This window comes from Bradyrhizobium sp. Arg816 (assembly GCF_029989365.1).
Lineage (GTDB): Bacteria > Pseudomonadota > Alphaproteobacteria > Rhizobiales > Xanthobacteraceae > Bradyrhizobium.
Genome location: NZ_JAPRAQ010000006.1, coordinates 356047 through 376926, shown reverse-complemented (window position 1 = coordinate 376926; position 20880 = coordinate 356047). Strand labels below are relative to the sequence as shown.

The following is a 20880-nucleotide window of genomic DNA, read 5'->3' as shown; positions in this document are numbered from 1 at the left end:
GATCCCGCAGCGGGGAAGAAATCCGCGCTCAGCCCTTTGGCCCGCGCAGCTGCGCTGACAGCCGGTCCAGTGCTTCCGCGACATCGCGCCATTGCGACAGCCAGCTCCGCGGAAAGCGGAAGGTGAGATCGGCGCCGCCGACACGGCGTTCGGAGAGGCACATGCCGGGCGTGGCGGCATCGCGCGTGCAGCGTGCGGTCAGCGCCGGGCTTGCGGCGGAATAGAAGTCTTCGCTGCCATAGGGCGTGTCGGCGCGGAACATCCGCATCGTCAGCCCGTCCGCCGCATTGGTCGCGGCCTGGTCGAGATAGCGCGGATAGATCGTGGCTGTTCGCTGCTCCGGGGCCAGCGCATCGTGATGCGCCGATATCGACAGGAAGACACGGTCGATCGGTTGCATCGCCTCTTCCACGGTGTCGGCGGTGACATGTTTCGGCGCGCCCGGCGGCTCAAGCGAAGGGTAGAGGAAGTCGAGATCAATGCGCTCCTGCGGCCCGGAGTGCCGCTGGATCTTCATTCGGATCGCGGTCGTGGGAACGTTGAACAGCGTGCCGCCGACACTCACCGGCAGCCGGTCCGGAGCATTCGCGCCGCCCGAGCCCCAGGTCGGCCACAGCAAATAGGCGACGAGTGCCACCGCGCCCAGCGCCGCAGTGCCGCCGAGCACGATCGGGACGACATGCGCCCGAGGGTGCGTCCTGGAGGACCGAAGGGGAGCTGCCGAAAACATCGTCATGAGCTTGCGCAAGTCGAACCGGGAAGTCGGCCGGTGGCCGACGAATCAGCGGCGAATATGCCATGCGGCGGCGAATTCGCGCAGCGTTCCCGGCCGCCGGGACGGGGGGAGGGCCCTGCGCGGATCGGCCACCGACGTTAACCTTCCCTTAAGGATAATGTAGCGTTAACCGGCACTCTTTGTCACAGGAAGGCTCCGGCGTTGCGTAAGGGCGGACCGTTCCGATGACACCTGAAGCCTTCAATTCTCTGTTCTCGATCTGCATCGGTTTCGCGCTCGCGGGCGCGCTCGTGAACGGATACCAGGCGTTTGCGCAACGGCCGGCAGGCTTCGGCCTGTTGCAGGACGGCGTGGCGCCGAAGACGTTTGCCGCGGTTCCGTTCCTGGTGTTCGCGGCGCCCTTCATCATCATGCGCAACACGTTGCGCGGCATGCGGGTGGAAAGCCGCCGCGTCGAATTCGTGATGATGGCGACCGTCATCGCCGGCTTCTGGAGCATGATGAGCGGCACCTTCTTCCTGATGACGCTGCGCGCCGCCGGCGTTCTGGTCTGACAGGGCTGCGTGGCGCGGCGGCCCTTTGCCTCCGCGTCGCCGTTTCGCTATGGCTGGGGTCGACGCGACAGGAGAACCCCATGGCGATCTACGAGCTCGACGGACAGGCACCCGATCTTCCCGCCGACGGGAATTACTTCATCGCCGAGACCGCAACCGTGATCGGCCGCGTGCGCCTGAAGCCGGGCGCGAGCGTCTGGTTCGGCGCCGTGCTGCGCGGCGACAATGAATGGATCGAGATCGGCGAGGGCGCCAATGTGCAGGATGGCTCGACCTGCCACACCGACCTCGGCTTTCCCCTGGTCATCGGCAACAACTGCACCGTCGGCCACAACGTCATCCTGCACGGCTGCACGATCGAGGAGGGCGCGCTGATCGGGATGGGCTCGATCGTGATGAACGGCGCAAAGATCGGCCGCAACAGCATCGTCGGTGCGGGCTCGGTCATCACCGAGGGCAAGGAATTTCCCGAACGCGCCCTGATCATCGGCTCGCCCGCGCGCGTGATCCGCACGCTCGACGACGCCCAGGTGCAGAAGATGGGGAGTGCCGCGAGGTTCTACGTGGCCAACGGCCCGCGCTTCCAGAAAGGCCTGAAGCGGATCGGCTAGCTGCCTTCGGACTCGCGGGCTTCCATGGCGCCCGCAATCTTCTCGTGGCCAGCCGACCACAGCGCATGCTCATCGCTGCCGTCCGAGTAGGGATTGGCTTCGGCCGGGATGTTTTCGCGCGCGGCGCGTTCGCCCTCTGCAAAAGGATCGCGATCGGTCATCGTGATTTGGCCTTTCTGGCTCTGGAACGCGCAGCCCGCTGGCAGGGTCCTTGTTTGCGCTGATCGCGCCTCCATCCTCGCTTTCAAGCTGATGTGACGCGATTTGTTCCGGAACGCGTCCTGGGCGGGACCGTTGACAGCCAAAGGAGCATTCCCCGATGGCCACGTCGCCTGCAAACACTTCAATCAAGACCTTGATCGTGATCCTCAGTCTCGCCGCGATGCCGGCGGTGTCGTTCGCGCAAACGACCGGCGGCGCGACCGGGTCCAGCGGATCGGCGGGAGGTGTCGCCAACTCCCCGGCGTCGCCGCCCGGCACCAACAGCCTCGGTACGGCGCAATCATCCGGCGCCTCCCGCGGGGGCACCACCGGCGCGGCCACAGGCGGGTCTACAGATGCCGCCGTCAATGCCGAGAACAAGCTGCTCGACAAGAAGATGAAGGGCATCTGCCGCGGCTGCTGATGCTCGCGCGGAAGTGAGACAGTGAGGCTGTCAGGAAGGCGCGGGTGACGTTAGCTTGGTCCCGCTTTGAGCGTGGAACGTCTCCACGCGGAGGATCGAGTGATGTTACGGAAGATGATGATGGCGGCGCTGGCCGTCGCGGCAGTCGGCTTGTCGGCGCCGCAGGCAGCCGAGGCGCGGGGCGGTTTCGATCATGGGGGCGGCGGCTGGGGCCACGGCGGCGGCGGCTGGGGCCATGGTGGCGGCTGGGGCCATGGCGGTCACTGGCATGGCGGCGGCTTCTGGCCCGGAGTGGCGATCGGGGCAGGTCTCGCCGGCGCCGGCTACTATGGCGGCTATTACGGCTACGGCTATGGTTACGGCGATCCCTATTACTATGGTACCGGCTACGACGACGGCGGCTACGGCGGCTGTTACGTGGTGCGGAAGCGCGTCATGACGCCGGCAGGCTGGCGTGTCCGCAGCGTGGATGTCTGCGAATAGCGTTCTGACAGCTGCAAAAATCTTGAGCCCCGCTCCGATTCCATCGGAACGGGGCTCAAGCTAACCCATCAAAGAACAAGGCCGTTGACGCAGTATACCGTCAACGACCTTGCCAGCCCCGGACATTGAAATCGGCTCACGCCATCCGGTAACCGGGAGCATGGCGCGGAATCATACGGGGGAATGTGATCCAGTTCACATGTGGAAAAATTTAAGTCGCAGACCCTGACCCGGCTAGCCGCGCGAGCGCTTGCGGGCACTGGCGTGGACACGGCGCGACGGTTTCCTGCGGGTAACCGAGGGCGTCTCCGCCTCCGCGGCCCGGGCGCTGGCAAAGGACTGCCGAAGGCCGTCGATGGACTCGTTCAGCGTCGTGACCTGCTCGGACAGGCGCTTGGTGTCGGCCTGCTGGAATGCGAGCAGCTTCTTCACCGTCTGGAGCTGGTCCTGAACGACCTGGAGCTGGTCGATCGATTCCTGCTGGGTCGCCTCGAGACCCTTGGTCTTCTCGACAAGTTGCTCGGATGCCTGGGCCGTGCGGGCCTGGAGCTGCCGCGACGCCACCACCCGGTCGGTCTCAGGAAATGCCCCAGTATAGGCGCGCCAGATCGCGATCGAGGTCACGCCGGCGAAGAGGAGCAGGAGGGCAGCGGCGGTCAGCGCAATCGGCTGGGCGCCAAGGCGAAGGAGGGGGTTGGACGGCCTGTCCTGGGCGAGATCGATCATCGCTGACAAAACCCAAATTGAAACTTGGTGAGTGGCGAAGTGCGGCAACCAGAGGTCGCCGGGACGTCCCGAAAGTGTTACCATTCAGCAACAAATGGGACCAAAAAGAGGCCGTGGGCCGAAAAACGTAATTGTCCCAAGCCCGAAGGCTTCCTTGTTTCGGGATAAGCGCATCCGAAGCAGAGGTAGGGGTATCGGGTCGCGAGGTGACGGGCCGCACTAGCGCCGAGCCAGCAGGGCGCCGAGCATGAAAGCCACGAGGAGCGACGGAAGCGGGGCCTCGCGCGCCACATCGCGCAGGAAGGCGAGCGCTTGGCCCGACGGCTGACCTTCTTCGAGTTTCTGTCGCATGTTGCGTGCGGTCTCGCGCACGTCTTCTGACACGTCCTTCACTTTTGCCAAGGCGTCTTCGCTGTCCATCTGATCGTCCTTTTGCACGTCGCAGCACGCTAAGCTTGCCGCGGGTCAGTCGTTCCTACGGCGTCTCTCAATTTGCGACGCGTCAGCAGCAGCGCGTCGCGGCCTCGGGTAACTCGATGCGACGCCAACTCTGCAGCATTAGGAACAAGCGCAATGCGGGCTCGTTCGGAAGTCATCTTCCTTCAAGCCCGAGGCATCCATGTATCACCACGTCAAGAAGCTGATGTTCACCGTTCGCGTCGACGAGCCGGATCCCCGGTTCGGCAATATGCTGCTCGAGCAATTCGGTGGCGCGAACGGCGAACTCGCAGCCGCCATGCAATATTCGATTCAGGGTCTCAACTGCGAAGATCCGGATCGCAAGGACCTTCTGATGGACATCGGCACCGAAGAGCTGAGTCATCTGGAAATCGTCGGCACCTTGGCGCGAATGCACCTCAAGCCTTCGAAATTCGACCGGCAGGCGGCCGAGGCCGACCCGCTGATCGCAATCGCGGGCGGCGGTGGCGTCAATCTGTTCAATTCCCAGGGCAACGCCTGGACCGCCGACTACCTGAAGATCACGGGCGAGCTGGATGTCGACCTGCGCAGCAACATCGCGGCGGAAGCGCGCGCCAAGATCGTCTACGAGCGGCTGATCAACTTCTGTGACGACGCCGGCACCAAGGACGCGCTGCAATTCCTGATGACGCGCGAGATCACCCATATGAAGGCCTTCTCGCTGGCGCTGGAGAGCATGGGCAAGCCGGCCTTCAGTATTGGCCGTGTCGCGCCGACGCCGGGTCTCGTGGATCAGTTCTTCAACGACTCCACGGGGGCCGGCGATCACGGCGAGATCGACACCCGCGGGCCCTGGAACGAGGGCGGCGACTGGGTCTTCACGGAATCGCCCGCCATTCAGGCCGGAGAACCCGGTCCGGCAACGGCCATCGTGACCGAAAGCTCGCCACCGGCTGACGAGGCAGGCCTCGGCGATCTGCTGCTCAACGAGCTCCGCGATATCCTGCACGCCGAGAAACAATTGACTAAGGCGCTTCCAAAAATGGCGGAAGCGGCGCGCTTCGATCAATTGCGCGAATTGTTCGAGCTGCATCTTGAAGAAACCGAGACCCAGATCGAGCGCATCAATGAATGCTTCGAGCTGCTCGGCAAATCCGCCCGGGCCAAGCCGTGCAAGGGGATGATGGGTCTGGTCGAGGAAGGCCAGGAAATCATGGCCGAAGGCGAGGACAAGGAAGACGCCGCCGCCGACCTCGCATTGATCGGCGCGGCGCAGAGGGTCGAACACTACGAGATTGCCGGCTACGGCACGGCGCGCAACCTCGCTCAACAGCTACGTCATAGCGCCATCGTCAGCCTGCTGTCGAAGTCGCTGGCGGAAGAGGAAAATGCGGATCAGTTGCTCAACCAGGTCGCTCGCTCCCTGATGTCGGTCGCCAAGATGCCAGCTGCGGTCGAGCAAACGGAATAGGATCGATGTTGTGATCGGCAGTCTTCGCTCGAGAAGACTGCCGATGACGGCCGCCTGCCCGAAGTGGTTGCGTGTTCAGCCTTCCGGCTGGAACGGCGAAAACGGTCCTGAATAGGTCTTCGGGCGCGGCGGCGCGTAGGGCCCGAGCCGCGAGGTCTTTAGTCCCACCCGCACCAGTGATTCTGCCAGCGTGACCGCCGCGGCGACGCCGTCGACCACGGGCAGGCCATGTGTGGCGGCGAGCTCGGCGGCGAGGTCAGCCATGCCGGCGCAGCCGAGCACGATGGCCTCCGCTCGATCGTCGCGGACCGCGGCGGTGATCTCCGCGGAGATCTTGCCGAGCGCATCAGTATTGCGCTCCTCGAGCGCGAGCACCGGGACCTCGGCGGCGCGGACGCGCGCGCAGCGCTCGGCGAGACCGTATTTCCGCAAATTATGCTCGATCGGCACGATCGAGACACCGAGCGTCGTCACCACGGCAAAGCGCGCCGCGATCAGGCTCGCCATATGGAAGCCGGCTTCCCCGATGCCGATCACCGGCGCTTTCGCGGCGGCACGCGCGGCGTCGAGGCCGGTGTCGTCGAAGCAGGCGATGATGTGCGCATCCGCGCCGTCGCGGTCGGCCTCCCGGATGCAGCCGAGCATGCCGGGCACGGCGAAGGCTTCGTCGTAAAAGCCCTCGATCGAGACCGGGCCCATCGCGGGCTGGCGCGCATCGATCAATGTGTCGGGCAGGGCGACGCTGCGCGCTGCAGCGGCGATCTTCGCCGTCATCGACGCGGTGGTGTTGGGATTGACGACGTGCAGTCGCATCAGATCAGACTAGTCCCTTGTCAGACAAGCACTCTATCAGACAAGCCCTTGGCCGGCATCCGAGCCCTTGGCCGCCTGCCGCTTGTTGAGCATGTGGATGGTGCCGAGTGCAAGGGCGATCACGGTGAACGACACCGCCGAGATCACGGTGCCGAGCGCGTAGATGTCGGGATTCGTCACGGTGGTGGTGAGGCCCTGGAGATCGAGCGGCAAGGTATTGACCGCCCCGATCGCCTGGCTGGAGCGGGCGAGCTCGTCCCAGGACAGCGTGAAGCCGAACAGGCCGATGCCGATGACGGAGGGCAGGATGATCGGCAGCACGACATGACGGAAGGCCTGCCACGGCGTCGCGCCGAGATCGCGCGCGGCTTCCTCGAGCCTGGGATCAAAGCGGTTGAAGATCGCGAACATGATCAAAAGGCCGAACGGCAGCGTCCAGGTCAGGTGCGCACCTAAGCCCGAGGTCAGCAGGCCCATCGAGGTCTCGAAATTCTCGTTCCAGTGCGCCTTGATCAAATCGTCGATGATGCGGAATTCAAGCGAGATGCCGAGCGAGGTGATGATCGAGGGCACGATCAGGCTCGCGATCGCCGAGTAAAACAGAATGCCCTGCGCTTTGAACTTGCGGCGGAAGGCCATGCCGGCGGCGACCGACAGCACGACGGTGACGATCATCACGATGACGCCAAGCAGCAGCGAGCGGCGGAAGGCCGCGCCGAGATCGACGATGCCGGTGCCCTGGAACAGTTTTGCGATCCAGAAGGTCGACACGCCGTTCATCGGGAAGGTGAGGCCGCCCTGCGGCCCCTGGAACGAGAGGACGTAGATCGCGATCATCGGGCCGTAGAGAAACAGCACATAGGCCGCGAAGAAGATCGCGAGCACGTAGAACGAGCGCGGGCGTCCCTCCTTCATGCTCTAGAGCTCCTTCTTGATGTCGACGATGCGCGACATCATGGTGATGATCAGAAAGGTGATGATGAGCAGGATCACGGCGTTCGCTGCCGCAGCCGGGAATTGCAGCGCGTTGACCCGCGTCTCGATGATCTTCCCGGCAGCCGCGATCTGCTGGCCGCCCATCACGCCGATGGTGATGAAATCGCCCATCACGATGGTGATGACGAAGATCGAGCCGATCACGATGCCTGGCTTGGCGAGCGGAATGATGACGTTGACCAGCGTCTGGAAACCGGTGGCGCCGGCGTCATAGGCCGCCTCGATCAGCGACTTGTCGATGCGGATCATCGAATTGAAGATCGGCACCACCATGAAGAAGGTGAAGAGGTGGACCAGCGCCAGCACCACGGAGAATTCGGAGAACAGCAGCCATTCCAGCGGATGGTTGATCAATCCGCTCTTGACCAGTCCGGAGTTCACCAGGCCGTTGCGTCCGAGCAGCGGGATCCAGGCGATCATGCGGATCACGTTGGAGGTCCAGAACGGGATCGTGCAGAGCAGCGACAATCCCATCTGCCAGGTCTTGGACTTGACGTGGAAGGCGAGGAAGTAGGCGACCCAGAAGCCGATGAAGAGCGTGATGACCCAGACCAGGAAGCACAGCTTCAGCGTCTTCAGATAGGTCTTGGCGATGGTGCAGAGATCGGGGAGCTGCGCGATGCAGCCCTCGAACGTATCGGTATAGCCGCGGCCGGAGAACGCCGGCAGCAGCTGGTATTCGTTGTAGTCCCAGAACGAGACGATGACGACGAAGACCAGAGGGATCAGGAAGAAGGCGAGAAACACCAGCATCATCGGCCCGGCCTGGAGCCAGGAGATGAAGGAGGGCGACAGGCGCGTCACTTTCGCGGCGCGCGCCGTGCCCGACCCCGGGATCAAGCCCGGGGACGCCTGCTGCAGGATGTCCTCTGACGTGTCCATCACGTTAGGCCGCGATGAACTCGTTCCACTTGCGGACCATGTAGTCGTTCTCGTCCATCACGGCGTTCCAGCAGGCGACGCCGCCCATGCGGTCCTCGTAGGAGCCGCCGTCGCGCACGGAGCCTGCCTTCTCAAGCAGCGAGCCGTCGGGCGCCTTGATGTCCTTCTCGGCCGGCTTGCCTTCCATCCAGTACGCCCACTCGTACGGCTCCATGTGCGCCTTCGCGGTGGAGAGCACGGCGGAGTAGTAGCCCTGGCGGTTGAGATAGGCACCGGCATAGCCGGACAGGAACCAGTTCACGAACTCATAGGCCCATTCGAGCTTCGCACCCGACACGCCCTTGGAGACGCAGAAGCCCGAGGCCCAGGAGCGATAGCCTTCCTTGAGCGGCTGGAAGGTGCAGGCGATGCCCATCGAGCGCACTTTCGTCACCGCCGGCGACCACATCGACTGGATCACCGTTTCGCCCGAGGCCATCAGGTTGACGCTTTCGTTGAAATCTTTCCAGAAGGCGCGGAACTGGCCCGCCTTCTTGGCTTCGGTCATCACTTTCATGGTGAGATCGATCTCTTCCTTGGTCATGTTGCCCTTGTCGGCATATTTGTACTTGCCGGTGGCTTCCACGACCATCGCGGCATCCATGATGCCGATCGAGGGGATGTTGAGGATCGAGGCCTTGCCCTTGAATTCGGGGTTGAGCAGCTCGGACCATGAGCTGATCGGCCGCTTGATCAGGTCGGGACGGATGCCGAGCGTGTCGGCGTTGTAGACGGTCGGGATCAGCGTGACGAACTCGGTCGCCGACGTCGCGAACTTCTTGGAGTCCTTGCCTTCGAGATAGAGCACCTTCCAGGGCGCCGTGCCCTGGCCGCCGATCTTCTTGCCGCCGGGCGTCTCGCCCTTGGTGAAGACCGGCGTGATGTTGTCGAATTCCTTGATCTTCCTGGCATCGAGGGCAAGGATGTTGCCCGACGGCACGATCTTCTTCAGCGAGAAATATTCGGTGTCCAGCACGTCGAAGGAGTTCGGCTGGGTCATCACGCGCTTGGTGACGTCGTCGGTGGTCGCGGTGATGTATTCGATCTTGATGCCGGTGTCCTTGAGGCACTGCTTGGAGATGTCGTCGCCTTCGTTCACGGCGGTGCCGAGATAGCGCAGCACCTTGGTCTCGGCCGACTTCACATAGGGAAAGCCGGTGATGGCGCCGGAGCCGGCGGCGAGGCCCGCGAGACCCGCGGTGCCCTTGAGCAGCGTGCGGCGGCTGACGCCCTTCGTCCTGGTGGTCTCGGTCATATCAGTCACTCCTCTGTTGCGCATTCCAGTGGTCAATCGGCGCTATTGCAGGCGTTGCGCCTTGGCGGGATCCCAGGTGGCCAGCACGCGATCGCCCGGACGGAACGGGTGGACGTCGAAGGCGGCCTCGGGAAGGTGGGAGAACAGGGCGGTGCCGTCGTCGAGCGTGAGCGAGACGGCGATGTAGGAGCCCTGGTACTCGGTCTGGGTCAGCAGTGCCGGCGCGCCGAACGCGCCTTCAGCGAACGGCGCGATGCCGAGCTGATCGGCGCGCACGGCGATGAGGTTTCCGGCATCGCTGAGGACGTTGTGGCCGCCGATGAAGCGCGCCACGAATTCGGTGCGGGGGCGGTGGAAGATGTCGCGCGCGGTGCCCTGCTGCTCGATCCGCCCGTGGTTCATCACCACGATGTGGTCGGCGAGGGCCATCGCTTCTTCCTGGCCGTGGGTGACCTGGATGAAGCTGATGCCGAGCTCGCGCTGAAGGCGCTTCAACTCGCCGCGCATCCTGACCCGCAGGAACGGATCGAGCGCGGAGAGCGGCTCGTCGAGCAGCAGGATCTGCGGCTCGGTGATCAAAGCGCGAGCCAGCGCCACGCGCTGCTGCTGGCCGCCGGAGAGTTGGGCCGGGAGCCGGCCTGCATAGGGTGTCATCGCCACCAGCTCCAGCAATTCGCCGGCGCGCTTATGCCTGGTCGCGCGGTCGACGCCGCGCATTTTGAGGGCAAACGCCACGTTGTCGAGCACGGTCAGATGCGGAAACAGCGCGTAGGACTGGAACATCATCGCCGTGCCGCGCTTGGCCGGCTCGAGGTCGGTCACGTTCTGCGCACCGAGAATGATGTCGCCTTTGCTGACAGCCTCATGGCCCGCGATCATGCGCAAGGTCGAGGTCTTGCCGCAGCCGGAGGGGCCGAGCAGGCAGCAATAGGTCCCGGCCGGGATCTTCAAATTGACGGTGTCGACCGCCAGTGTCGTGTCGTAGCGCTTGGTGACGGCGACCAGTTCGAGAGCGGCGGGAGTGGCCATGGCGTGTCCAGGGGAGGGGCGATGCTCCCGTCTCTCCGCAAGGTCCGTGCCAACCGCCCTTGGCCGGCTGAATTCCAGAACTGTGCAGCAGAGTCAGATCGTTAGATCGAATCCGCCGCCTTCGGCTGTCCCAGCACCCATCTGCCTCGCTGCACACAAAACGGGCGCAGATTGTATAATCTTTCGCCTGTGATTGGATACAGCTCGTCGACTAACATTCAAGGCCGAACGTCGCCGATCGAGCCCTCACACCCAACCCTTCGAACTGATGGCCGCCAAGACTCGCACGAAATCCGACGCGCCAGATGCGAGCGATCGCGTCAGCCGTATCAGGGAGGGGGTGACCGCCGCGATCCTCGAGCATCGCCTGCTGCCCGGCACGAAGCTCGGCGAGGACGAGATCGGCGAGATCTACGGCGCGAGCCGCACGCTGGTCCGCACGGCGCTGCAGCAGCTTGCGCATGAAGGCATCGTCAACATCGAGAAGAACCGCGGCGCCTTCGTCGCGCGGCCGACGCCGGGTGACGCCCGTGAAGTGTTCGAGGCGCGCCGCCTGATCGAGCCGACCATCGTCGATCACGCGATCGATGCGGTGTCACCGGTCTGGATCGATCGCCTCCAGCAGCATCTCGCCGAGGAGCGCGAGGCGGAACTGCGCGGTGACGCGCGCGCCTCGGTCCGGCTCTCCGGCGAGTTTCATCGTCTCGTCGCCGAGATGAGCGGGCACAGCATCTATCTCGGCTTCCTGAAAGAGCTGATCGCGCGCTCCTCGCTCATCATCCTGCTCTACCGCCGCCACGACACGCCGGCCTGCGGCACCGATCATCACGCCGGCATCGTCGCCGCGATCCGCAAGCGCGACAAGCAGGCTGCGCGCGTGCAGATGCTGTCGCATCTGGACGAGATCGAGGCCGAGCTGTTCTTGAAGGATCCCGCCGCCGACGAGTTGCGGCTCGCCGACGTGCTGGGCGTGTGACCGCCTGCCGTCTGTCAAAACGGACGTTCCTGATTTCGCCTCATGATCTTGAGCACCAGCAGGACGGCTCCGAGGACCAGCAACAACACGCCGACGAAAGTCATGCCGCTGTATTCGAACGTCACGCCGACGGCCGTCAGCAGGCATCCCAAGATGATTGCGATGAGCCCGCCGAGCTTCTTCGCCAGCAGGATGCGTCCGTCACTCGTTTGCGCCACCATGTTACGCCTCGTCATTTGAATTCTGCAGACGACCGCAAGCCCTCCTGCCCAGCGGCTCAAGTCGCATAGACCGCGCAGGATCGTACTCCCGAGCGAGAAAGTTGCAATCTACCGTTGCTGGCGGGTCGAAATCGATAGTGCGTTTTAATTTGAGTTCGACGCGAGTGCGACAGGTGCACTTACCCATTCGCCTATCCAACTTGATGGGACGCTTCTCTTCGCGTCCGTATGGCTGATTTGCAAAAACTCCCCGTGGTTGCAAATTGACTCGATGCGGTTTGCAGGCATCAATCCATGGCTGCATCGCGCGGCGTCGGCTGCCTGGCGTTCGCCCGGATCTGCGTGGAGATTGGACATGTGGGGTTTGACCACGCCGGCCGGACTCTTCAGAGCCACCGCGTTGCTTATCTCGATTGGGATAGGCCTCGACAGTCCGTCCTCCGCACAAGCCCAGCAAGACACCGCCGTCCTGTTCCGCAACGTCCGGATATTCGATGGAAAAAACGCCGCGCTCTCGGCCGCGTCCAACGTCCTGATTAGGAACAAGACGATCGAGAAGATTTCGACCACCGACATCGCGGCCACCGGCCAGGTGATCGACGGCGGTGGCCGCGTGCTGATGCCGGGGCTGATCGATGCGCATTGGCATGCGATGCTGGTGCGTCCGACGCCGGCCGCGGCCCTCGGCGATGTCGGCTACAACAATCTGCTCGCCGCCAGCGAGGCGACAGCGACGCTGATGCGCGGCTTCACCACCATACGCGACATGGGCGGGCCGAGTTTCGGCCTCAAGCGGGCCATCGACGAGGGTCTCGTCGCCGGTCCGCGCATCTATCCGTCCGGCGCCATCATCACCATCACCGGCGGTCATGGCGATTTCCGGCAGCTCACCGATCTGCCGCGAACCATCGGCGGCATGCTCAGCCGCATGGAGCTGATCGGCGGCAGCCTGGTCGCCGACAGCCCGGACGAGGTGCGCGTGCGCGCGCGCGAGCAGCTCATGCAGGGCGCCTCGCAGGTCAAGCTCACGGCGGGCGGCGGAGTCGCATCGCCGTTCAGTCCGCTCGACGTTTCGACCTTCACCGAGCCCGAATTGCGCGCAGCCGTCGAAGCCGCTGACAACTGGGGCACCTATGTCGCCACGCACGCCTATACGCCGGTCGCGATCCAGCGCTCGATCGCAGCCGGTGTCAGATGCATCGAGCACGGTCATCTCATGGACGAGGCGAGCGCCAAGCTGATCGCGGAGAAGGGGGTCTGGCTCAGCACCCAGCCGTTCCTGGATATGTCCATGGCTGCCGGGCTCGGGCCTTCGGAGCAGGACAAGATGCGGCAGGTGGTTGCCGGCACCGACCGCGTCTACGCGCTGGCGAAGAAGTACAAGATCAAGACCGCGTTCGGCACTGACGTCCTGTTCTCGAAGGCATTGGCGGACAAGCAGGGCTCGATGCTGGCCGCACTGACGCGCTGGTACACGCCAGCCGAAGCGCTGGCCATGGCGACGTCGACCAATGCCGAACTCCTGAGCTTGTCGGGCCTGCGCAATCCCTATCCCGGCAAGCTCGGCGTGGTCGAGGAGGGCGCGCTCGCCGATCTCCTGCTGGTCGACGGCAATCCGCTCGACGACATCAAGCTCGTCGAAGATCCCGCGAAGAATTTTGTGGTGATCATGAAGGACGGCAGGATCTACAAGAACGGGCTCGCGCACTGACGCGCGCATGGCAGGTGGAGCCCGCGAAATTCGATCGCTTCTAGTCTCGCTGGTCAGGAACCGGCTTTCCTGGTCGGGAGCCGTTTGCGATCGCCGGGGGCGCAGGAGGCCGCGCGGGGCTTGTCACAATCTCCGGCCTGTCACCATCGGAGGCGTGACTTCTGAGCGTCTCCAAAACCAGAAAGAATTTTTCTGCTAGCATGAGTCAAGCTCGCTGACGCGTTCATCTTGATTTCGAGAACGACGAGATTCGCTATCAATTCGATCACTTACTGTACGCGGCGGCAATTTAATTCGTCACGCCAGACGAATTATGACAGTCCTGCCCGATCTTTAGCCTCGAGCATGGCGCATGTGGACGATGATGCGTTGCGACGTAACGTTGCTATTCCTTGCGGGCCTGACGAGCTATATGCTGCTCTCTGTCATCAAACTGTCATGTCACCGGAAATGTTGAAATCAGACACTACGTCGGCTCGCAAAACCATGAGCGCGCCGGATGGGAATCCTGTCTCCAAGGACAGGGACAAGAGAACGCAAGTCGTCGCCGGCTTCCTCAGGCAACGTGACGCAGCCGAGCCCGGCGCGGAACATGCGATCGTCAAGGGTGCTGTGATTGATCAGACGCCATCGCAAGACACGACGCCTGCACCGGAGCCAGCCCAGTCCGGCACTGCTGCGCGTCCCGCCGGTGAGATCGAACTCAAGCTTCTCGTCGATGCCGATCGCATGGCGCATTTCAACGCCGCGCCGGTCATCACGGCCCACGCGCGCAACAAGGGCACGCGCAAGCATCTCAAGTCGGTCTATTACGACACGGCCGAGCGCCTGCTTCGGCGCAATGGCCTGAGCCTCCGCGTTCGCCAGGGCGGCGGGCGCTTCGTGCAGACCGTGAAGACGGACGCCGCGGACGATCCGTTGCGCCGTGGCGAGTGGGAGGCGAGCGTGTCGTCGCTTGCGCCCGATCTCGCGCTGGCGATGCCCTTCATTCCGGAGAAGCTTCGTAGCCACCTCGTGACGCAGCCGCTCGAAGCCGTCTTCACCGCCGACATCCGTCGTCATGCGAGGATGATCGACTTGCCGTCCGGCACGGTCGAAATCGCCTTCGATCAAGGCGAGCTGACGGCTGGCGATCGCACGATGCCGGTGAGCGAGATCGAGCTTGAGCTGAAGAGCGGCAGCGCCAGCACGATCTACGAGGTTGCGCTGCGGCTCGCGGAGCAGGGCGCGGCGAAGCCGTCCATCCGTACCAAGTCGGCGCGCGGCTTTGATCTTGCCGCCGACAAGCCCCCCCCGGCACGTCGCCCGCGAAAACTTCGCCTCGATGCGTCGGTCACGCTCGACGAGGCCTTCGCGACGATCCTGCGCTCCTGCTTCCTCCATCTGCTTCAGTCGCTGCCGGCCGCCGAGGACGGGCGCAACCCGGAAGGCGTGCATCAACTCCGCGTCTCGCTGCGCCGGCTGCGATCGGCGCTCGACCTGATGCGATCGGTCGGTGCGCTCAGCAATCTCGACGCGCTGCGATCGGAGGTCAAATGGCTGGCGCAAGACCTGTCCGCCGCCCGTGATTGGGACGTGTTCCAGCTCGAGACCTTGCCGACGATCGCACATGCCTGTCCGTTGGTCGCCGGCTTCGATGCGTTGGGCCGGGCTGCGGCCGAGCGCCAGTCGGACGCCTACCGCAAGGCGCATGACGCGCTCGACGATCGCCGCTGCGCCGTGTTTCTGATCGGCCTCGGAAACTGGATCGAGACGCGGGGCTGGCGCAACGACGTTGCCGCCGAAGATCTCGGTCAGCTCGCCGAACCCGCCGTCGACTTCGCGCGGCGCATCTTGTCGGAGCAATACGCCAAGGTGCTCAAGCGCGGCCGCCGCTTCAAGTCGCTTCCCGCCGAAGAGCTGCACCGGGTGCGGCTCGCGACCAAGCGGCTGCGCTATCTCAGCGAGTTCCTGCTGCCGCTGTACGAGGATCGCAAGTCGGCGAGAAAATTCTCGCGCACGCTCGCCGGTTTGCAGGAGGATCTTGGCGCTTTCAACGATATGGCGGTCACGGCATCGCTGCTCGATGGGCTCGGTACTGAACCCGACAGCGCCGTCGCGGCCGCGGCGATCGCCGGCTGGCAGGCACGTGCATCGATCGGCGTGCAGCCCGCTTTGCAACGCACGTGGCGCGATTTCACCGCGGCGCGCGTGCCCTGGTCGTCGCAGGGCTGATTGCTCTCCCCAAAAAAAGTTGCGGCCAGCCATTGGGGGATGGCTGGCCGCGCGCGAACCGGTCGGGGACGGGGAGGGGTGGGGATGTGACCGGGCCGCGTAACTCGTTTTCCTGACTGCTAGTTCTTGATTGCTAGTTCTTGGCGCTGGCGGTGGAGACCGCCGGCTTGGTGTCGCCGAGCGAGACCCAGACATTGGGATCGCTCTGTGACTGGCGCTTGACGAAGCGGTAGCCGGTCTCCGTCCAGGCAACGACGTTCTCGTTCTGATTGTCGAGAACGAACTCGCCCTTGTCGGTCTTCACCGTCAGCACCGCGTGTCCTTCGCCCTTCTTGTCCCGCACGACGGTGATGAGCAGGGCCTCGCGCGGCCATCCGGCATCGATCAGCATCTTGCGCTTCAGCAGCACGTAGTCTTCACAGTCGCCGTAACCGTCGGTCGGCAGCGACCACTTCTCGATCACGCCCCAGTGCTCCTGGTCGGTCAAAGGCTTGACGGTCTCGTTGACCCAGCGATTGACCTTGACGAGGTCGCGCCATGCGGCCTGCGACATCACGATGTCGCGCGGTTGCGTCGGCGCGCCCTGGCACTGAGCGGCATTATCCGCGCAGAACTCGACCCAGCCGATCGGCGCACGCGTGGTGTCGCCGAGGCTCGCGTAGAGCAGACGGCCTTCGCCGGCCTGCGCTGCCGCGCTGATCCCGAAGAGCATGGCAGCCAGTGCCAGCCCTTTCCCCTGTCCCCTGAAGTCCAACATTGCGGCCCCCGTTTCTTGTTGGGACCACATTTGGCACGGAGCTTTTGAGTTGCCGCTAAGTCGGCCAAGTCAAGTCGAGACGAATGCAAGTAAAAGGCGCGATGAATTCGATCTATACTTGAATCGAATTCGACTAAAACTTGAAATTACTTCAATTGATTCAAATTTTATCTATTAACGCGGAAACGCTGACGGAACTGTTGTTTGCGCGCGCATGCAGCCCTCGCGTTAACCCGCGCGAGACGGCCGCCGGGCACGAAAAAGGCGGCGTCCGCATCGCGGAGGCCGCCTTCAGGGCTGGAAATACAGGCGTTTTAGCGTCGTCGCGCTTTACCGCGCGGTAACGCTCTCTTCGAGAGTCTCCAACGGCTGCTCGTGCATGAACTCCAGCGCGAAGCCGTCCTCGAGGTTTCGGACCACGCGGCCCTGGACCCGGCCGAGCAGCACGATCGATTTCAGCGGCGGGCGGTTCTCCGCGGCAATGGCGGCACCGGACAGCGAGAGGTCGATGATGCGGCAGGTCATCTTGGTGCCGTCCTCGAGCGTCAGCACCGCGATCGGGTTGCGCGGCACGATACGGTCGTGGCGGCGATCCTCCGGCAGATTGAGGATGTCGCGGTTGGCAAGCCAGGTGAGCTGTGCCGCCAGCTTGTCGCGCTTCCTGGGCGTCGCCCCGACCGTCATCGCGAAACCGTTGTCGATGATGCGGGTGATCTTGCCCTCGACCCGGCCGATATGGTCGAGATAGGCGACCACGCGGTCGCCGACATTGCCGATGCCGGGCGCCAGAAGCGCGAGCCCGCCCGGCGACATGTTGATGACCTGGCAGGGGAATTCACGGCGATCAGGCAGCATGTAGCGGCCGAGCAGGTGAACCTTCACCCGCTGGAAACGCCGACGTTCCTCGGCGGCCGGAAGAAATTTTTTGTTCGCCAACGCCATTTTCACAACCCGACCCCCCGCCTGGCGGAGTCCGGGACGACCCTAAGGTGCACAGGGTTAACGCCGCGTTAGGATTGGGCGCGTCGATTACGGACAGACACAATGCGCTCGAAAAGCCACATCATGGGCGGGCAGGCCAGCACCGTCAGCGCCCCGAGGTCGAAGGCGACCGCGGCGCTCCCGGCCGATTTGGCGAGCCGGCCCGCCGCGGCCGGACCGACCATCATCGCGGCATAAAACAGGGTGTAGAACACGCCCATGCCGATCGACCTTGTCTCCGGCGACAGCACGCGGGCCGCCAGGCTCATGATCGGGCCCGCCGGAACGCCGCCGATCAGGCCGATCAGGACGAGGATCGCGATCACCGCATCGGTCCGGGGCAGCCAGGCCAGCAGCAGGGCCACCATGAGGCCCGCCGCGATCGCGAGCGTGAGCGGCCGCTTGAAGCGGTCGGCGAGATAGCCGCCAGCTGGCACCGAGATCACCGACAGCCACATCACGAGGCTGATCGCGGAGCCTGCCGCCGCAATGCTCCAGCCACGCTCGGCGAGCAGGGAGGGGCCGAACGAGAAGATCATGGCGAAGCCGACATTAAAGAATCCCCAGATCAGGCCCGCGACGATCACAGCCAGCAGCGCGAGGGGATCGAGCCGGCCTGGGCCGGCCGCGCTGACTGTGGCTTCCGGCGGCGACTGATACAGCGTGATCAGCACAATACCGATTGCCGTGAGTGCGCCCGCCGTCAGGAACACCGCGCCCGCACCATAGGCCGTGCCGATCGCCGGCAGCACCAGCAGCGAGATCGCGACGCCGGCCGGCCAGGAGTTGACGAAGATCGCCATCGCGGTCGCGATCTCCTTCCCGGCGAACCAGTCGGTGCCCATCTTGGTGAGTTGCACCGTCAGCAGCACGCCGCCGGCGCCGGAGACGAGCCGGCCCGCCATCTGCCAGCCCCAGATGTCGGTGGTTGCCATGACCAGGCTGCCCGCGGTCATCAGCAGCAGCGCTGCGATCGTCGTCGGCTTGTCACCGAGGGTCCGGCCGATCGCGCCGCCCGGCAGCGCCAGCACGATGCCGGGGGTGAAATAGAGTCCGATCAGGATGCCGATATCGGCGAGCCCGACGCCAAAGGTCTGCTGCAGCAACGGGGCGACCGCGGCCACGCTCTGGAACTGGAACGCGATGGTGAGGCGCACGACGAACAGGATCGCAAGAATGCCCCAGCGATTGCGCAACGCCTCATCTCCTCAGGCCCATCTCGAGGGTGCGGTGGGGAGAGACGAGAGTCAACCGGCTGTCTTCCTCGTCGCGCGCCCATAGAGAAGACACAGCAGCGCCAGCAGCACCGCGGCCGAGAGCCCGAGCGACCAGTGAATGCCGATCGCCGCGCCTGATAGCCCGACGGTGATGCCGCTGAAGGCCCGCATCCCGAGCCCGGCCATGTTGTAGAGCCCGACGACGCGACCGCGGATGTCGTGCGGTGCGTTCAACTGTACCAGCGCCTGCGCCATGGTGTTGAAGGACAGCTCGAAGAAGCCGGCAAAGAACAGCAGCACGATCGCGACCGGATAGATCCGCACCGCGGCGAAGCCGAGCAGCGCCACGCTCCACAGCATCGCCAGCGTGATCGCGGTGTGCGGCGTGCCCTTCAACCGCCCCCACGATTCCAGCGCGATGCCGGCGAGCAGCGCACCGGCTGCGTCTGCCGCGAGCAGAACGCTGTAGGAGACGCCGGGATCGCCGTGGCCGAGATCGCCGGCAAAGCCCGGCATCTGGGCGTGATAGGCGTTGCCGATCATGAAGGAGGTGAGGCCGGCGAGCCACGTCATCGCTGATAGCACCGGCTGCGTGCCGATGGCGCGCATCGTCAGCACGATGTCGGCAAGCCCGCGCATGGCGAAGCGCCGCACCGCGACGCTCTTGTCGCGCACCGGGGCCCAGAACAGCCACAGCAGCATCGGCAGGTAGAACAGCGTGTTGAAGATGATGCCGTGCGAGGTGCCCAGCGTGAGCATGATGACGCCGCCGACGGCGGGGCCGACCAGGATGCCGAGATAGCGTGCCATCGCATTCAGGCGCACCGCGCTCGGAAGATCCGCGGGACCGACGAGGTCGTAGAGCAGAAGCTGGTTCGGCGTCTGCCACAGCACGCCGGCGCAGCCATGGATCACCAGCAGCAGCATCGCGTGCCACATCTGGATGGTGTCGGTGATGAAGAAGAAGCCCCATCCGGCCGAGGCCACGATGAACAGCAGCATGCCGCATTGGATGATGCGCCGCGGATCGAACCGGTCGGCGAGCCCGCCGACCGCGACCGAGAACAGCAGGAACGGCAGCCAGTGCGACAGCACGGCAAAGCCCCCCAGCGTCGGCGAATGGAATTTCTGGAACACCACCCAATAGCTGATCACATGCTCGATATTGTCCGCCATCATCGCCAGCACGTAGGCGATGAACTGGAGCCGGTACGGCACCGACTTCATCGCCGCGAACGATCCGGACGCGGCCACGGGATTTTGGGGCAGGGGGTTCAAGCGATCACCTGGGTGGGACGTTGCGGCCTTACACGTTCGTCGGCGAGTGCTCAAGACAATTGGGTGTATGGCGCATCCACCGTCTCCAGAAATGACCCGACCGCCGCCGCAAACTCATCCGGCCGGTCATACGGTAGCCCATGGCCCGCGTTCGCGATCACCTCATGGCGAAGGTGTGGATTGAGCGCCTGCAGCTCGCGCGCCGTATCGACCGAGACAACGCCATTGTCTCCGACGACAAGCAGGCTCGGGACAGCAATGGCTTTGACAAGCTCGCGATAATCCGGGTTTGGCGGCGTGAGAACCTCGAAGGCACTGATCTCGGTCCGCAGCCTCGCATCAACGATCAGGTCAAGCAGCCCGGATGAGCGGTGCGGATGCCGCCGCCGGGCCTCGGCCAGTACCTCATCCTTGTCCTGCCCCAGAAGCCGGCGATGCTGCTCGGCGACGTCGCTCCGGTAAACCTCGCGCTGGCGCTCCGGTGGCAGGAAAGTCGGATCGGCGAGGATAACGCTGCGAATGCCCGTACCCATCTCGCTCGCAACCACGGCGGCGGTCATGCCGCCCATGGAATGGCCGAGCAGGATCGGGGCAGTCAGCCCGAGCGCGTCAATGAGGCCGATGACGTCGCCTGCGAGATCGCGGTACAGATACCCGCCGGACGGCGCGCTCGACGCGCCATGTCCTCTCGCATCAGGCATGATCACGTCGTACCGATCTTCGAGCGCACGCGCCAACGGTGTCCAGCAGGCACCGCTTCCGGTCAGACCATGCAGCGCAATCAGCGCAGGCTTGTCGTCCCCGGTCCGTAAATAATGGATGTCGATGGCATTTGCCGCGCAGGTTCGGCTCGTCCAGCTTGTCATTCGCAACGACTGTCAAAGA

The 20880-nt window shown here is 64.3% G+C and carries 24 protein-coding genes; 9 read left to right on the top strand and 15 right to left on the bottom strand.

The genetic code is table 11. The features are described from left to right. Window positions 1–28 precede the first annotated feature (28 nt). Window positions 29–736, bottom strand: a complete 708-nt coding sequence (locus OWC48_RS18125) for a hypothetical protein (protein ID WP_212453635.1) — start codon at window positions 734–736, stop codon at window positions 29–31. Between the two features lie 224 nt (window positions 737–960). Between OWC48_RS18125 and OWC48_RS18120 the strand changes: the two genes are divergently transcribed. Together OWC48_RS18120 and OWC48_RS18115 are read left to right on the top strand one after the other, a co-directional pair. Further along, complete coding sequence (locus OWC48_RS18120; protein ID WP_014494286.1) at window positions 961–1290, top strand: DUF6949 family protein; 330 nt, start codon at window positions 961–963, stop codon at window positions 1288–1290. A gap of 80 nt (window positions 1291–1370) precedes the next feature. Further along, complete coding sequence (locus OWC48_RS18115; protein ID WP_282521186.1) at window positions 1371–1901, top strand: gamma carbonic anhydrase family protein; 531 nt, start codon at window positions 1371–1373, stop codon at window positions 1899–1901. On the opposite strand, the gene OWC48_RS18110 is transcribed toward OWC48_RS18115, so the two are convergent. Continuing rightward, window positions 1898–2062 carry a hypothetical protein gene (locus tag OWC48_RS18110; protein WP_014494288.1) on the bottom strand — a complete coding sequence of 55 codons (165 nt, stop codon included), beginning with the start codon at window positions 2060–2062 and terminating at the stop codon, window positions 1898–1900. The two genes, OWC48_RS18115 and OWC48_RS18110, sit on opposite strands and share 4 nt — an antisense overlap. A gap of 158 nt (window positions 2063–2220) precedes the next feature. Between OWC48_RS18110 and OWC48_RS18105 the strand changes: the two genes are divergently transcribed. After that, window positions 2221–2526, top strand: a complete 306-nt coding sequence (locus OWC48_RS18105) for a hypothetical protein (RefSeq protein WP_282521185.1) — start codon at window positions 2221–2223, stop codon at window positions 2524–2526. 102 nt (window positions 2527–2628) lie between these two features. Next, window positions 2629–3009, top strand: coding sequence for a hypothetical protein (locus OWC48_RS18100; protein WP_282521184.1), 381 nt, complete (start codon window positions 2629–2631; stop codon window positions 3007–3009). A gap of 234 nt (window positions 3010–3243) precedes the next feature. Here OWC48_RS18100 and OWC48_RS18095 read toward each other — a convergent pair whose 3' ends face one another. Both OWC48_RS18095 and OWC48_RS18090 read right to left on the bottom strand, forming a co-directional pair. After that, window positions 3244–3735, bottom strand: coding sequence for a hypothetical protein (locus OWC48_RS18095; RefSeq protein ID WP_282521183.1), 492 nt, complete (start codon window positions 3733–3735; stop codon window positions 3244–3246). Window positions 3736–3954: 219 nt separating this feature from the next. Further along, complete coding sequence (locus OWC48_RS18090; RefSeq protein WP_282521182.1) at window positions 3955–4155, bottom strand: hypothetical protein; 201 nt, start codon at window positions 4153–4155, stop codon at window positions 3955–3957. Window positions 4156–4354: 199 nt separating this feature from the next. Between OWC48_RS18090 and OWC48_RS18085 the strand changes: the two genes are divergently transcribed. Then, window positions 4355–5626, top strand: coding sequence for a DUF892 family protein (locus tag OWC48_RS18085; protein WP_282521181.1), 1272 nt, complete (start codon window positions 4355–4357; stop codon window positions 5624–5626). 75 nt (window positions 5627–5701) lie between these two features. Here the strand turns inward: OWC48_RS18085 and OWC48_RS18080 are convergent, their stop codons facing one another. Genes OWC48_RS18080 through OWC48_RS18060 form a run of 5 tightly spaced genes read right to left on the bottom strand, consistent with a single transcriptional unit; the run spans window position 5702 to window position 10640 of the window. Then, window positions 5702–6439 (bottom strand): aspartate/glutamate racemase family protein, encoded by a 738-nt coding sequence (locus OWC48_RS18080; RefSeq protein ID WP_282521180.1) that lies wholly within the window; start codon window positions 6437–6439, stop codon window positions 5702–5704. A gap of 36 nt (window positions 6440–6475) precedes the next feature. Further along, window positions 6476–7354 carry an ABC transporter permease gene (locus OWC48_RS18075; RefSeq protein ID WP_282521179.1) on the bottom strand — a complete coding sequence of 293 codons (879 nt, stop codon included), beginning with the start codon at window positions 7352–7354 and terminating at the stop codon, window positions 6476–6478. A gap of 3 nt (window positions 7355–7357) precedes the next feature. Then, window positions 7358–8317, bottom strand: a complete 960-nt coding sequence (locus OWC48_RS18070) for an ABC transporter permease (protein WP_282521178.1) — start codon at window positions 8315–8317, stop codon at window positions 7358–7360. Window positions 8318–8321: 4 nt separating this feature from the next. Beyond that, the gene (locus tag OWC48_RS18065) at window positions 8322–9611 is read right to left on the bottom strand and encodes a PotD/PotF family extracellular solute-binding protein (RefSeq protein WP_282521177.1); all 1290 of its coding nucleotides are present in this window, start codon (window positions 9609–9611) and stop codon (window positions 8322–8324) included. Window positions 9612–9653: 42 nt separating this feature from the next. Continuing rightward, complete coding sequence (locus tag OWC48_RS18060; protein WP_282521176.1) at window positions 9654–10640, bottom strand: ABC transporter ATP-binding protein; 987 nt, start codon at window positions 10638–10640, stop codon at window positions 9654–9656. Window positions 10641–10908: 268 nt separating this feature from the next. Here OWC48_RS18060 and OWC48_RS18055 point away from each other — a divergent pair, with 268 nt between their 5' ends. Beyond that, window positions 10909–11616, top strand: a complete 708-nt coding sequence (locus tag OWC48_RS18055; protein ID WP_282521175.1) for a GntR family transcriptional regulator — start codon at window positions 10909–10911, stop codon at window positions 11614–11616. Window positions 11617–11630: 14 nt separating this feature from the next. On the opposite strand, the gene OWC48_RS18050 is transcribed toward OWC48_RS18055, so the two are convergent. Further along, window positions 11631–11837: a hypothetical protein gene (locus tag OWC48_RS18050; protein WP_063982481.1), complete on the bottom strand. Its 207-nt coding sequence runs from the start codon at window positions 11835–11837 to the stop codon at window positions 11631–11633. 355 nt (window positions 11838–12192) lie between these two features. Here OWC48_RS18050 and OWC48_RS18045 point away from each other — a divergent pair, with 355 nt between their 5' ends. Together OWC48_RS18045 and OWC48_RS18040 are read left to right on the top strand one after the other, a co-directional pair. After that, the gene (locus OWC48_RS18045; RefSeq protein WP_282521174.1) at window positions 12193–13548 is read left to right on the top strand and encodes an amidohydrolase family protein; all 1356 of its coding nucleotides are present in this window, start codon (window positions 12193–12195) and stop codon (window positions 13546–13548) included. A 450-nt stretch (window positions 13549–13998) separates the two neighbouring features. Beyond that, complete coding sequence (locus tag OWC48_RS18040; RefSeq protein WP_282521173.1) at window positions 13999–15762, top strand: CYTH and CHAD domain-containing protein; 1764 nt, start codon at window positions 13999–14001, stop codon at window positions 15760–15762. Between the two features lie 133 nt (window positions 15763–15895). Here OWC48_RS18040 and OWC48_RS18035 read toward each other — a convergent pair whose 3' ends face one another. Next, window positions 15896–16519, bottom strand: coding sequence for a transglutaminase-like cysteine peptidase (locus OWC48_RS18035; protein WP_028154093.1), 624 nt, complete (start codon window positions 16517–16519; stop codon window positions 15896–15898). A gap of 140 nt (window positions 16520–16659) precedes the next feature. Between OWC48_RS18035 and OWC48_RS18030 the strand changes: the two genes are divergently transcribed. Continuing rightward, complete coding sequence (locus OWC48_RS18030; RefSeq protein WP_282521172.1) at window positions 16660–16863, top strand: hypothetical protein; 204 nt, start codon at window positions 16660–16662, stop codon at window positions 16861–16863. Here OWC48_RS18030 and OWC48_RS18025 read toward each other — a convergent pair. From OWC48_RS18025 to OWC48_RS18010, 4 genes are all read right to left on the bottom strand, one after another. After that, window positions 16850–17461 carry a PilZ domain-containing protein gene (locus OWC48_RS18025; RefSeq protein ID WP_282521171.1) on the bottom strand — a complete coding sequence of 204 codons (612 nt, stop codon included), beginning with the start codon at window positions 17459–17461 and terminating at the stop codon, window positions 16850–16852. The two genes, OWC48_RS18030 and OWC48_RS18025, sit on opposite strands and share 14 nt — an antisense overlap. 68 nt (window positions 17462–17529) lie before the next feature. Beyond that, on the bottom strand, window positions 17530–18696 hold the full coding sequence (locus OWC48_RS18020; protein WP_282521170.1) for a CynX/NimT family MFS transporter: 1167 nt from the start codon (window positions 18694–18696) through the stop codon (window positions 17530–17532). Window positions 18697–18747: 51 nt separating this feature from the next. Continuing rightward, window positions 18748–19995: an MFS transporter gene (locus OWC48_RS18015; RefSeq protein ID WP_282521169.1), complete on the bottom strand. Its 1248-nt coding sequence runs from the start codon at window positions 19993–19995 to the stop codon at window positions 18748–18750. Between the two features lie 50 nt (window positions 19996–20045). Further along, on the bottom strand, window positions 20046–20861 hold the full coding sequence (locus OWC48_RS18010; protein WP_282521168.1) for an alpha/beta fold hydrolase: 816 nt from the start codon (window positions 20859–20861) through the stop codon (window positions 20046–20048). Window positions 20862–20880: the final 19 nt, after the last annotated feature.